Below are 13,090 nucleotides of genomic sequence, written 5' to 3' on the forward strand. Positions count from 1 at the left end.
TGGAGCGCTTATTCAACGCTGTATAAGGACCCAGCCATGAGTCGTATTTTCGCTGACAATGCCCATTCCATTGGCAATACGCCGCTGGTTCAGATCAACCGCATCGCCCCGCGCGGCGTCACCATCCTGGCCAAGATCGAAGGGCGCAACCCGGGTTATTCGGTTAAGTGCCGGATTGGCGCAAATATGATCTGGGATGCCGAGAGCTCCGGCAAACTCAAACCTGGTATGACGATCATTGAACCGACTTCTGGCAATACCGGCATTGGCCTGGCATTCGTTGCTGCCGCGCGCGGCTACAAGTTGATGCTGACCATGCCGGCCTCGATGAGTATCGAGCGCCGCAAAGTGCTCAAGGCCCTTGGCGCCGAGTTGATACTCACAGAACCGGCCAAGGGCATGAAAGGTGCGATCGAAAAGGCTGCCGAAATTCTTGCCAGCGACCCCTCCACCTATTTCATGCCGGCACAATTCGATAACCCGGCCAACCCGGCCATCCACGAAAAAACCACCGGTCCGGAAATCTGGAACGACACCGACGGTGCGGTCGATGTATTGGTCGCAGGCGTCGGAACAGGTGGAACCATTACCGGCGTTTCGCGGTATATCAAGAATACCCAGGGCAAACCGATCATCTCCGTGGCGGTAGAGCCGGTGTCGTCACCGGTGATTACCCAAGCGCTAGCCGGCGAGGAGATCAAGCCGAGCCCGCACAAGATCCAGGGGATCGGCGCCGGGTTTGTGCCGAAGAATCTTGATCTGTCGATCGTCGATCGGGTGGAATTGGTGACTGATGACGAATCCAAGGCCATGGCACTGCGCTTGATGCAGGAAGAAGGGATTCTGTGTGGCATCTCTTGCGGCGCGGCCATGGCAGTGGCCGTCCGACTGGCCGAAACCCCAGAAATGCAGGGCAAGACCATTGTGGTCATTCTGCCCGACTCAGGCGAGCGCTACCTGTCGAGCATGCTGTTCAGTGATCTGTTCACCGACCAGGAAAACCAGGCGTAGGAGCTGCCGGAGGCTGCGATCTTTTGATCTTGATCTTAATCTTTGCTTCTTAAGGCGAGGGGAGGCTGACCCAGGTCAGCCTACGTTCAGGAGCCTTATGTTAATAAGTACTTTATTGCGCGATCGTTAACACTGAATGTTGGGTTTTGCGGGTTTTTCCCGAAGCCGGTAGTGATTTATCATGGCCGGCTGCCACGTCGGGTAAATGGCGTTGTGCAAAGTTGCCTATTCTCAAGGAGTTGTTGATGACCTTTTCCTTTGCCGCGAAGGCGTCGCTGTTGCTGCTGTTCCTGGGTAGCACTCTCTACGTGCACTTGCGCGGTAAGGCGCGTTTACCGGTCCTGCGTCAGTTCGTCAACCACTCTGCGCTGTTCGCGCCCTACAACGCCCTGATGTATCTGTTCTCCGGCGTGCCGTCCAAACCGTACCTGGACCGCAGCAAGTTCCCGGAACTGGACGTGCTCAAAGACAACTGGGAAGTCATTCGCGACGAAGCGATGCACCTGTTCGACGAGGGCTACATACGCGCCGCGGCAAAGAATAATGATGCCGGTTTCGGCTCTTTCTTCAAGAAAGGCTGGAAGCGTTTCTACCTCAAGTGGTACGACAAACCCTTACCATCTGCCGAAGCCCTGTGTCCTAAAACAGTGGCCCTCGTCAGCAGCATTCCCAACGTCAAAGGCGCCATGTTTGCGTTGTTGCCCGGTGGCAGTCACCTCAACCCCCACCGCGATCCGTTTGCCGGATCCCTGCGTTATCACCTGGGGCTGTCGACACCGAACTCCGATGATTGCCGCATTTTCGTCGACGGTCAGGTTTACGCCTGGCGTGACGGTGAAGACGTGATGTTCGATGAAACGTATGTGCACTGGGTCAAGAACGAAACCGAGAAGACTCGGGTCATTCTGTTCTGCGACATCGAGCGGCCGTTGAGTAACCGCCTCATGACCCGCATCAACCGCTGTATCAGTGGCTGGCTGGGTCGCGCCACCGCGCCGCAGAATCTTGATGATGAACGGGTTGGCGGTATCAATCAGGCTTATGCCTGGAGCAAGAACTCCAGCGACAAGTTCAGTGGTGTGGTCAAGCAGTGGAAGCGTCGTCATAAAAAAGCATATCGCGTGCTGCGGCCGGTGTTGGCGGTGGTGGTGCTGACGTTTTTGGGGTATTGGTTGTTTGGTTGATTCCGATTACAAAACAAAAAACCGCTCCTTTTGAGCGGTTTTTTTTGCCGTGAATTTCATCGGCGCCCGGCGAGCACATCAGGTTCATCTTCGATGCCTGCCACAAGTATTTGTAGAAGGCTCCGCTCATTAGGCGTCAGCTCCGACGTGATTTTTTTTCTTCCGACTATGGAACGACGTTTTCCTGTACGGGTGTTTTTAATCGGTTTACTCATATTTTCTTCGCTGCTGGTTATTATTTGCACAAAGTTCAAGATACTAGGCTCCCGACTGCTTTGACAAGGCGGTGGTCTGCATCGAAGTAAACACCGAGCCGTTGGTAGATTGAAATGGCGCCTGGCATCGGTTCCTGAACTTCGATAAAGCGGCTGCCGAGAATATTGGCGTACTGTTGAATGACCAATAAGGACAATGTTGCGATACGTTTTTTCAGGGGGGGAAATTCTCCTGGCCGTCCTTCCAATCGCACGATGCGAATTCTGCGCCGGCTTTTGTTTGGATTTGCAAAGCACAATCCGCAAAGTTCTCCATCGAACCAGATGGCTAGATCCAGCGCCAATGGCTCCCTAGCTTTCCATCCGAGCACTTCATTCCATGCAAAGTGTTGATCTTCCCAGGACTCCCAAGCATGCAGTGCCTGAGCGTTGATCGGGTCAAAGCGCACTTTCGATAAATCGAGGCCTCCTTGGCCACTCAGCTCCAGCTCATGTTGCATCTGGACAGTCTTGATGCTCGCAAGTGTTCTCGCGTTTGACCTATACAACTGATACCGAAGATGCGTCCGTTCCCTTGGCATGTAATCTCAAGCATTCCATGTCTCCCGCAGAGGGCGATTCCGTTCTCCCAGAGTAAGCAGCAGATCTTTAGCTGTCGCTACTGGCTCTTTGTCCAACTGATTGCAATCCATGTCAGTCGCTGGTTATAGTCGGCGCTCGCCTGCCTTCCCAAGCACGGCCCTCAAAAAAGATCAGCCCATGCCTGCATCCCTCATCAACGCGGTAGTCGATTCAGCGGTCAACGCTGGCGTCATGCCGTGCGGGAATCAGCAGCCTGCGCAGATCAGTCATTACCCCCCACCTGTTCGTAGCACGCCGGTATACGCGGTCGTATCACCGCCGGGCGTTGGCGTTTCGGGCTGATCAGTTGTTCTTGGCTGTTCCCCAAGCCCGCCTGAAAAAAACTACTGAATTTCAGCTTCGGCTGAGTTGGCTTTTTGCCTGACTACAGGTGGTATTCATGTTTGTCCTGTCGAAAAAATCCGCGCTCGCGGCGGCGTCCACGAGCCTGTTCGTCCTGCTGTGGAGCAGCGGGGCGATCTTCTCCAAATGGGGCCTGGCCCACGCGTCACCCTTTGCCTTTCTGTTGATTCGCTTCGCCATCGCTCTGTGTGGATTGGTGCTGTTGAAACCGTTGCTCAAGCTGAAACTGCCCAAGGGCGGCAAGCCGATGCTGTATGCGGTGGCTACGGGCGTGGTGTTACTGGGGGCTTATCAGATCTTCTATCTGCTGGCCCTGGACCTGAAAGTCACGCCGGGTGTGATGGCTACGATCATGGGCGTACAGCCGATTCTCACGGTGGTGATCATGGAGCGTCAGCGATCAGCCAGCAGAATGTTCGGCCTGACGCTGGGGCTGGCCGGGTTGATCATGGTGGTCTACCAAGGCATCGGCCTGGCAGGCATGTCGTTGGCTGGCATGCTCTTTGGTCTGCTGGCACTGGCGAGCATGACGTTCGGCTCGATCATGCAGAAACGCATCACTGACAATCCCCTCGGTACGTTGCCGGTGCAGTACCTCGCCGGGTTGTTGCTCTGCGGGGTTTTCGTGCCGTTCCAGCCATTCCACTTTGAACACAGCAGTGGTTTCATCGTGCCGGTGTTGTGGATGGGGCTGGTGGTGTCGGTGTTGGCGACTCTGCTGCTGTACCGTCTTATCGCTCGGGGCAATCTGGTGAATGTCACCAGTCTGTTTTACCTGGTGCCAGCGGTGACGGCGGTGATGGATTATCTGTTTTTCGGCAACAGGCTTGCGATGTTGAGCATGCTTGGGATGGTGCTGATCATTGTTGGGTTGGGGTTTGTGTTTCGTAAGACGGCGTAGTTATGGATTGGGGGCATATCCGTTTTTGCGGCTACGACTGGTAATGGTTCCGCCCTTACGGCGGGTCACTTGGAGAAGCGCCAAGTAACCAAGCGCTTCTGCCCCTTTCGTTCGGTGCCTCGCTGTGGCTCGGCATGCCCTCGCTCCGGTCCTGCTCCGTGGGCCCGCCGCCATCGGCCATCCATGGCCGGGGGCGGCTAACCCGGCATCCATGCCGGGTTGCCCACTGCGCAGAACCTCCACTCGGCCTCACGAGGGGGCGGTGCGTCAAGATCAAGAGCTACAGGCGAGCTAACGCTCGACCTTGAGTGGTGAACATCACAAACTGTACGCCGATCTGCTTTATGGGGGAGCGAGCCTGCTCGCGAAGGCGGCCTGATAGCAGACCCATTTCTTGCGGGATGCATGTATCCCCTGTAGGAGCTGCCGAAGGCTGCGATCTTTTGATCTTCGGCGATTTGACTGCCGTTAAAGGCAGGATCAAAAGATCGCAGCCTTCGGCAGCTCCTACAGGGAAATGCGTACATCTGTAGAGCCAGGCCGGCCGGTAGGCCGCCTCGCGGTGCCGTTTCGGTATTCGCCCCCACGGAGCAGGACCGGAGCGAGGCACCGAACGAAAGGGGCAAGAGCGCTTTGGTTACTTTCGACTGGGCCGGCATTCCGGCTTTTCGAAAGTGACCCGCCGTAAGGGCGGAACCATTAGCCGCCATCCTCAAAGAAACGAATATGTAGCCCGACCAAAAAACCAAACCGCTATCCGGCCTTTTTATTTGCTCAGCGCATGCTCGGCCCGCACCGAATTCATGAACGCCTGCATCGCCGACGACTGAATGCGATGGCGCCGGGTGATCAATCCATAGGGCGGCAGCCGCGCCTCGAACTTGATCGGCAACACCGCCAGCAAATCACGGCCGGGGTAGTCCTCGACCACCGACACCGGCGTGACGCCGAGCATATCGGTCTGCTGGATCAGTGAGAGCAATGTCATGATTGACGTGGTTTCAACGATGCTGTTGGGGATGTCGACCCGCGCGTTGTGGAACACCTGATTGATGATCGCGCGCATCGGACTTGGATGCTGTTGCAACACCCAGGTCATGTTCTGCAATTCTGCCCAACTCAGTTGCTTCTCTTGCGCCAGTGGATTTTGCGCACCAGCGATCACGCACAGGGCTTCTTCACCGAGGCTGTCGAACAGCAATTCTTCAGCCCGCGCACCGGCCGGAATCCGCCCCAGGACAATATCCAGTTGATCCTGCAACAGCGCCTGCACCAGCACGTCGCTGGTATCGACCTGAATACTCATCGACAGCCGTGGGTGACTCTGTTTCAAGGTCGCGATGGTCCGGGTCAGCAGTCCCGAAGCCAGCGCCGGAATCGCCCCGACCGCCACTCGCCCGAGGTTGCCGGATTCTAGCGCGACCAGCTCTTCACGCATGCCACTGAGTTCGGCAAACACCATGCGCGCGTAGTAGATGACGGTTTCCCCGAACGGGGTGGAACGCATGCCCCTGGGCAGGCGTTCGAAGAGCTCGACGCCGAGCAAATCCTCAGCTTCATGCAGCATCTTGGTCGCTGCGGGTTGGGTCATGCCGATGTGGTCCGCGGCGCGGCGCAACGAGCCGAATTCCTGCAGCGCCAGCATCAGCCGCAATTGGCGCAGACGCAGTCGACTGTGGATCACGTTGGCATCAGGAATTCGGGTCATGGGCCGCGCTCGCAAAATAGACTGCGGCAAGCCTGACAACAAATGCCAGGCGTTGCCAGCATTGCCGTATCACAGCACCGATTTTGGCTTGGCAACGTTGGGTTTACGCAACCCCACCAGTGCTCCCAATGCCTTGGAAATCAGCGGCCAGAACAGCATCAACAGCGCGGCCGTGGTCAGGCAGCCCACCAATGGGTTGGACCAGAAAATCCCCAGGTGCCCGTCGGAGAACAGCATTGACTGACGGAATGCATCTTCGGCCTTGTCCCCCAGCACGGCCGCCAGCACCAGCGGAGCGATCGGATAACCGAGTTTCTTGAACAGGTAGCCCAGCGCGCCGAAGCCCAGCATTAACACCACGTCGAAGAACGAGTTGTGCACCGAGTAAGCGCCGATGGCACAGACCATGATGATGATCGGCGCGATGATCGAGAACGGAATGCGCAGGATCGAGGCGAACAGCGGCACAGTAGCCAAGACCACAATCAGACTCACCACGTTACCCAGGTACATGCTGGCAATCAGGCCCCAGACGAAATCATGCTGCTCGACGAACAGCGTCGGGCCCGGGTGCAGGCCCCAGATCATCAAGCCGCCGAGCATCACCGCAGCGGTCGCCGAACCTGGAATACCCAGGGTCAGCATGGGCAGCAGGGCGCTGGTGCCGGCGGCGTGGTCGGCCGTTTCCGGGGCGATTACGCCTTCGAGTTCACCCTTGCCGAAGTTGTCGCGATTTTTCGAAAAACGCCGCGCCAGGCTGTAGCTCATGAATGAAGCCGCGGTCGGGCCGCCCGGTGTAATGCCCATCCAGCACCCCACCAGCGTGCTGCGCACAATGGTCCACCAGTAGCGAGGCAATTTAGCCCAGGTGCGCAGGATGATCATCGGTGTAATGCGCGCATGCTCGCCACGGAACACCAGGCCTTCCTCGACGGTGCAAAGGATTTCGCCGATGCCGAACAAACCGATCACCGCCACTTCGAAGCTGATGCCGGTCATCAGCACCGGTTGGTCGAAGGTCAGGCGCAAGTTGCCGGACACGGTATCCATGCCGACCGCTGCCATGGCGAAACCGATCATCATCGCGACCACGGTTTTCAACGGCGGGTTCTTGCTCATGCCGATGAAGGTGCAGAACGCCAACAGATACACCGCAAAGAACTCAGGCGAACTGAAAGACATGGCGAACGCGGCAATCCGCGTCGACAGGAAAGTCAGCAGCAACACCCCGGCCAACGCGCCGATCAGTGCCGAGCTGAACGCGGCGGTCAGGGCTTCGGCGGCGCGACCTTCGCGGGCCATCGGGTAGCCGTCGAAGGTGGTCGCCACCGATGACGGCTCTCCGGGAATGTTGAACAGAATCGAGGTGATCGAGCCGCCAAACAGCGCGCCCCAATACATGCACGACAGCAGAATGATCGCCGACACCGGCGACATGGTGAACGTCAGCGGTAGCAGCAACGCTACGCCATTGGGGGCGCCGAGGCCGGGCAACACGCCGACCAGAATGCCCAGCAGCACGCCGATCACCATCAGGCCGACATGGCCCGGGGTCAGGATCAGGTTCATGCCTTGCAGCAGGGAATCGAACTCGCTCATTTGAATTTTCTCCCGGCCAGGGCAATCCAGTCGCCCATCGGGCCGGCATCCAGCGGGACCTTGAACCACAGCGCGAAAATCAGGTAACTGGCGAGCACTGCGCCGAGGGACACGGTGGCAATCATCAATTTTCCATAAGGCTTGGCGCGCACCTTGTCACGCCACATGAACCAGGCGATGAAGCAGGCCGAGGCCACGTAGATGCCCGTGAATGGCATGGCGCCTACGAACAGCGCAATCGGGATGAACACCGACAGCACTTGCCGGAACGCGCTGCGGCTGACGAAAGCAATGCTCAGGGCTTGCCAGCGCACCACGGTCAACACGCCGTTGGCCACGCTGGCGGCGCTGAGCATCAGGCCGATGTAGAAGGGGAAGTAACCCGGCTCAGGGCCGGAATCGCCCCAGCCGATACCTTGTTCGAGACTGCCGAACATCACCACCGCGCCAATCAGCGCCGTGAAGAGTGCCAGGCCGAGTTCGACGCAGCGGGTACCGACCAGCGTCGGTGAATCCGAAGAATGGGACATGAAAGCACCTCCAGAGGTGACGGCCGTGCGCGAGCGGACGGCCGTGGACAACTCAGTTTTTCAGCCAGCCGGCTTCTTTGAACACCGGCGTGACGCGGGCGGTGTCTTTTTCAATGTAGGCGGTCAGCGGCTCGCCTTCGAGAAAGGTTGGCACCAGCGCGTTCTGCTTGACGTAGGCCTTGAACTCCGGCGTCTCGGTAACTTTGCGCATCAGCTCGACATAGAACGCGCGCTGTTCGGCGGTGACTTCGCCGGGCATGAACACGGTGCGCGGGAAGCGGTACTGATCGATGCCCAGGCCCTGTTCGTGACAGGTCGGCACGTCGGCCCAGGATTTATCGCCGGCGACTTTTTCGGTGTAGGCCATGCGCTCGTTACTGAACACGCAGAGCGGCTCGACCTGATCGCCGCGCCATTGGCTGATGCTTTCGCTGGGGTTGTTGACGTTGGCGGCGATGTGTTTGCCGGCGAGTTGGGTCGCGGCTTCGCTGCCGCTCTTGAACGGGATGTACACCAGTTTGCTGTTGTTGGTCTGGTTGAGAAGCAGGGTCAGGGTCTGGTCCACATCCTTGGACTGACTGCCGCCCATGCGCAGGTTCGACGGGTCCGCCTTGACTGCTTCGTAGAAGCCTTTGGCGTCCTTCCACGGCGCGTCTTTGTAGCTCCAGAGAATGAAGTCGTCCTCGGCCACGGCAGCGACGGGCGTCAACTCTTGCCATTGATAGCCGAGCTTGGAAACCAGCGGCAACAGGTAGATGTTGTTGGTGCCGATCACCAGTTTTTCCGGGTCGCCCTTGTTCATCTTCAAGTCGAGAAAGGCTTCGGCGCCATTGCCGCCCCCCTTGTTGAGGACGATTGTATTCACCTCGAGAAACTTGTGGGTGGTGATGATCGACTGAATCAGCCGGCCGAGTTGATCAGTGCCGCCACCGGGACCGCCAGCGACAACGATTTCGACGTTCTTGTCCGGTTGCCAGGCGGCTTGAGCGAGAGCGGGAAGGGTTCCGGCGGCGATCAGTGTGCAGCCAAGAAACAGACGGGATGTGCGACGGACGAATGCATTTCGCATGATGGAAGGCCTCGTTTTTGTAGTTGTTATGAGTGACTTGTCGGTGTTCAAAAGCTGCAAGCCTGGCCTGAGTGTGGGAAGCCTCCGGCCCCGCGTCTAGTCAAAACAATACATACACCGATAGCCTGGGGTTATAGGTCACGGCGGACGAAATCGCCAGGATCGCCAAGGGCTCTGCACCAGAGCGGTTTACGAGGAAAGTCGAGCGATAGGGCGCCCCTGAAAGCGGGCTCAAAACAGGGCATGCCATAACCCGAGGCTATCGCCGTATTTCAAGTTTTGATTAGACGGTTATCAATGAGCCTTCGATAGTGCTCACCAACGCCGCCTTAAAACGCACTTAATTATTAATTGTAGGAGCGAGCTTGCTCGCGATGAACTCAATAGCGCCGCGATTCGCCAGAAAAACCGCGTAATCGTTAGCGTTTTTCGCGAGCAAGCTCGCTCCTACAGTTTTAAAGCGGCACTGTTGGCCCATACAAAAATAATAAATCGAGGTACGCACCATGGCTCGTCCCAGTGCTTCCCTGCATCTGCCCGGCGCAGTTGCCCAGCCCGTCGCAGCGGCCACACCGCTGACCGGCACCACCAAGGCCAGCAGTGTGCGCTGGAGGATCTTCGCGATCATCTTCGCGCTGACCATGGTCAACCTGATCGATCGGGTGTCGTTGTCCATCGCGATGCCGACCATCGCCCATGAATTTTCCCTGTCGCCGAGTATGCAAGGGCTGATCCTCAGCAGCTTTTTCTGGGCTTACGCGCTGTTGCAGATTCCCGGCGGCTGGATGATCGACCGCTTCGGGCCGCACCGGGTCATCAGTTGGTCCACCGGGCTGTGGGGGACGTTCCAGGTGATCGCCGCATTTGCCACGGGCGGCTTGTCATTGCTGTTCGCCCGCGTCGCACTGGGTGCCGCGGAAGCACCGTTGTTTCCCTCGGGCGGCAAACTGATTTCGCTGTGGCTGGCACCGAGCGAGCGCAGTCGCGGTGCGGTGCTGATGGACAGTGGCAGCCCATTGGGCGTAGCCGTCGGCGGGTTGATCATCGCCTACCTGATTGCTTCGCTGGATTCGTGGCGCCTGGCGTTCGTTATCGCCGGTATTGCAACGTTGGTACTCGCCTGGCTGGCGCGACGTTATCTGCGGGATGACCCGGCCACTCACCCGCAAGTGAATGCGGAGGAACTGGCGAAGATCAACGCCGGGCGCGCTACGCCGGCGGCTGAAGCGGCGCGTGTGCCGGTCAAAGGCCTGGGCATCGCCGCCCGTTCCCTGAGCGGTTTGCTGATTGGCCGCGCCAGTTGGGCGATGGTGTATTTCGGGCTGCTGACCTGGGGCCCGAGTTACCTGGCGCAGGCTCGCGGTTTCGATATCAAAGGCATTGGCGCGGCGACTTTCGTGATCTTCGTCTGCGGTGCGTTGGGTTCTCTGACCGGCGGTTTCCTGTGCGACGGCTTGATTCGCAAAGGTGTCAGCCGCGGTGTGGCGGTCAAGAGCCTGCTGGCGTTTTCCGGCCTGGTGGCCCTCGGCGCGTTCCTGCTGCTGCCGACCCTGAGCAATCCTTTTGCGGCCGTGGCGTTGTTGGCCATGACCGCGTTTTTCTTGATGTGGGGCAGCCTCTACTGGAGCTTCCCGGCGTTGCTGGCGGCACCGGCGCGAGTCGGGTTGATCGGCGGCGTGATGAACATGGCCGGCAGCACCGGCGGCATCGCGGTGCCGATTCTGGTGGGGATTATCCTGCAAATGGCCGGTGGTTTTGCGCCGGTGCTGGGGTTCTTTGCGGTGTGCTCGGCGGTGTTTGTATTGGCGACTTTATTCATCAGCCTCGACGAGGTGCGCTATGACTAAACTGTGGGACGGCCCGATCATCGATGCCCATCATCACTTCTGGGACCCGTCGATCAATTACCATCCGTGGCTCGCGCCCGACGCCAACATTGCGTTTCGCTACGGTGATTACAGCGCGATCAAGCGTCGTTATTTTCCCGACGATTACTTCGCCGATGCCGGCCCTCACAACGTCGTGCAAACGGTGTACATCGAAGCCGAATGGGACCCGCAAGACCCGATTGGCGAAACCCGTTTCATCGAAGGCCTGGCCGCCCGCTATGGCGTACCGAACGCGATCGTGGCGCAAGCCTGGCTCGATCATCCGGACGCCATCGCGGTGCTCACCGAACAAGCGAGTTTCAAGTGTGTGCGCAGCGTGCGCCACAAACCCGGCGGACCGACCTCGCCCGCACAGGTTGGCCACATGCGCAGCCTGATGAGCGACGAACACTGGCGACGCAGTTACGCCGTTCTGCAAGGGCTGGGGCTTCATTTCGATTTGCAGACACCCTGGTGGAACCTGCACGAGGCCGAGCGACTGGCGCGGGACTTTCCCGGCACCACGCTGATTCTCAACCACGCCGGTTTGCCCAATGACCGCAGTGCCGAAGGCCTGGCGGGCTGGCGCCTGGCAATGGCGAGGCTGGCCGAATGGCCGAACGTGCAGGTGAAGATTTCTGGCCTGGGCCAGGCCGGCCAGGCGTGGCGCGCCAAAGACAATGCCTGGGTCGTACGCGAGGTGATCGCCATGTTCGGCTCGGACCGGGCGATGTTCGCCAGCAACTTCCCCGTGGACAGCCTGTGCGGCTCGTTCGACGACATCTACAGCGGTTTCAAATCCATCGTTGCTGATCAGCCAAGGGCAGATCAGGAGCGTCTTTTCTATAGCAACGCACAGCGGATTTATCGCTGCGAGCCTTGCGCCATTGACCGGACATTGCCTGAAGTCTTGAGGAGTGAAGCATGAACAAAACCACCATCGCCATGGTCCTGGGTGACCCGGCAGGTATCGGCCCGGAACTGATCGCGCGCCTGCTCGGCGAGCCTTCGGTGCGCAGTCAAGCCAACGTGATCCTGATCGCCGATGAGACGGAAATGCGCCGCGGCATGCGCATCGCCGGGGTCGAATTTCCGTATCGTCGTGTCGAGTCGCTGGATCAGCTGGATTTTCGTGATGACACGCCGCTGTTTTATGACTTCCGCGGCGACACCCTCGGCGAGTTCCCGCGCAGCGAAGCCAGTGTCATCGGCGGTCGCTACAGCCTCGACACGCTGGAGAAAGCCCTGCGCCTGACCGAGGCCGGCACCACCAACGCGGTGCTGTTCGGGCCGCTGAACAAAACCTCGCTGCACATGGCCGGCATGGCGCATAACGATGAGCTGCACTGGTTCGCCGAGCTGCTGGATTTCCACGGGCCGTTCTGCGAATTCAACGTGCTCGACAACCTCTGGACATCGCGAGTGACGTCCCACGTGGCCTTGGCCGAAGTGCCTGGCATGCTCAGCCAGGCGCGGGTGGTGGAAGCGATCCAGCTGATCGACACCGCGCTCAAGCGCAATGGCCTGGAAAAACCGCGCATCGGTGTGTGTGGCTTGAACCCGCACAACGGCGACAACGGTTCGTTCGGTCGCGAAGAACTGGACATCATCGGCCCGGCCGTTCGATCGGCGCAGGCGTTGGGTATCGCTGCGGAGGGGCCGTATCCGGGCGACACGATTTTCCTCAAGGTTCAGGGCGATGCCAGTGCCTTCGACGCGGTGGTGACGATGTACCACGACCAGGGACAGATCGCGATCAAGTTGATGGGCTTCTCCCGTGGGGTGACGGTGCAGGGCGGCTTGCCGATCCCGATTACCACGCCGGCGCATGGGACGGCGTTTGATATTGCGGGGCAGGGTAAGGCTAACGTTGGGGCGATTCGGCAGGCGTTCGAGATTGCTTGTCGGATGGGTACCAGCAACTACTAGAAGCTGAAGATCAAAAGATCGCAGCCTTCGGCAGCTCCTACAGGCGTCCACCTGTAGGAGCTGCCGAAGGCTGCGATCTTTTTGCTTTCCGA

General features: G+C 58.9%; 12 protein-coding genes. 7 read left to right on the forward strand and 5 right to left on the reverse strand.

What is annotated here, in order from left to right; genetic code table 11:
• The first annotated feature begins 36 nt into the window (after positions 1-36).
• Positions 37-1,011 (forward strand): cysteine synthase A, encoded by a 975-nt coding sequence (gene cysK, locus ACA052_RS06990; protein WP_497648995.1) that lies wholly within the window; start codon positions 37-39, stop codon positions 1,009-1,011.
• Between the two features lie 245 nt (positions 1,012-1,256).
• Positions 1,257-2,195 carry an aspartyl/asparaginyl beta-hydroxylase domain-containing protein gene (locus tag ACA052_RS06995; protein ID WP_497648996.1) on the forward strand — a complete coding sequence of 313 codons (939 nt, stop codon included), beginning with the start codon at positions 1,257-1,259 and terminating at the stop codon, positions 2,193-2,195.
• Between the two features lie 250 nt (positions 2,196-2,445).
• Here the strand turns inward: ACA052_RS06995 and ACA052_RS07000 are convergent, their stop codons facing one another.
• Positions 2,446-2,991 (reverse strand): hypothetical protein, encoded by a 546-nt coding sequence (locus ACA052_RS07000; RefSeq protein ID WP_497648997.1) that lies wholly within the window; start codon positions 2,989-2,991, stop codon positions 2,446-2,448.
• 178 nt (positions 2,992-3,169) lie between these two features.
• Here ACA052_RS07000 and ACA052_RS07005 point away from each other — a divergent pair, with 178 nt between their 5' ends.
• On the forward strand, positions 3,170-3,334 hold the full coding sequence (locus ACA052_RS07005) for a hypothetical protein (protein WP_497648998.1): 165 nt from the start codon (positions 3,170-3,172) through the stop codon (positions 3,332-3,334).
• Between the two features lie 97 nt (positions 3,335-3,431).
• Positions 3,432-4,295 carry a DMT family transporter gene (locus tag ACA052_RS07010; RefSeq protein ID WP_497648999.1) on the forward strand — a complete coding sequence of 288 codons (864 nt, stop codon included), beginning with the start codon at positions 3,432-3,434 and terminating at the stop codon, positions 4,293-4,295.
• Between the two features lie 766 nt (positions 4,296-5,061).
• Here ACA052_RS07010 and ACA052_RS07015 read toward each other — a convergent pair.
• From ACA052_RS07015 to ACA052_RS07030, 4 genes are all read right to left on the reverse strand, one after another.
• Positions 5,062-6,003: a LysR family transcriptional regulator gene (locus ACA052_RS07015; protein ID WP_497649000.1), complete on the reverse strand. Its 942-nt coding sequence runs from the start codon at positions 6,001-6,003 to the stop codon at positions 5,062-5,064.
• Positions 6,004-6,072: 69 nt separating this feature from the next.
• A complete protein-coding gene (locus ACA052_RS07020; RefSeq protein ID WP_497649001.1) occupies positions 6,073-7,602 on the reverse strand; it encodes a tripartite tricarboxylate transporter permease in 1,530 nt (509 codons plus the stop codon).
• Positions 7,599-8,132, reverse strand: coding sequence for a tripartite tricarboxylate transporter TctB family protein (locus ACA052_RS07025; protein ID WP_497649002.1), 534 nt, complete (start codon positions 8,130-8,132; stop codon positions 7,599-7,601). The genes ACA052_RS07020 and ACA052_RS07025 overlap by 4 nt, the downstream gene beginning before the upstream one ends.
• Positions 8,133-8,184: 52 nt before the next feature.
• Positions 8,185-9,201 (reverse strand): Bug family tripartite tricarboxylate transporter substrate binding protein, encoded by a 1,017-nt coding sequence (locus ACA052_RS07030; protein ID WP_497649003.1) that lies wholly within the window; start codon positions 9,199-9,201, stop codon positions 8,185-8,187.
• Between the two features lie 506 nt (positions 9,202-9,707).
• Here ACA052_RS07030 and ACA052_RS07035 point away from each other — a divergent pair.
• The 3 genes from ACA052_RS07035 to ACA052_RS07045 are packed head-to-tail and all read left to right on the forward strand — an operon-like array spanning position 9,708 to position 12,998.
• On the forward strand, positions 9,708-11,048 hold the full coding sequence (locus ACA052_RS07035; RefSeq protein WP_497649004.1) for an MFS transporter: 1,341 nt from the start codon (positions 9,708-9,710) through the stop codon (positions 11,046-11,048).
• Positions 11,041-11,997 carry an amidohydrolase family protein gene (locus tag ACA052_RS07040; RefSeq protein ID WP_497649005.1) on the forward strand — a complete coding sequence of 319 codons (957 nt, stop codon included), beginning with the start codon at positions 11,041-11,043 and terminating at the stop codon, positions 11,995-11,997. Before ACA052_RS07035 ends, ACA052_RS07040 begins: the two co-directional genes overlap by 8 nt.
• Entirely contained in the window at positions 11,994-12,998 is a 1,005-nt protein-coding gene (locus ACA052_RS07045) for a 4-hydroxythreonine-4-phosphate dehydrogenase PdxA (protein ID WP_497649006.1), read from the forward strand. Before ACA052_RS07040 ends, ACA052_RS07045 begins: the two co-directional genes overlap by 4 nt.
• The last annotated feature ends 92 nt before the right edge of the window (positions 12,999-13,090 follow it).

The organism is Pseudomonas sp. LBUM1644 (assembly GCF_059716195.1).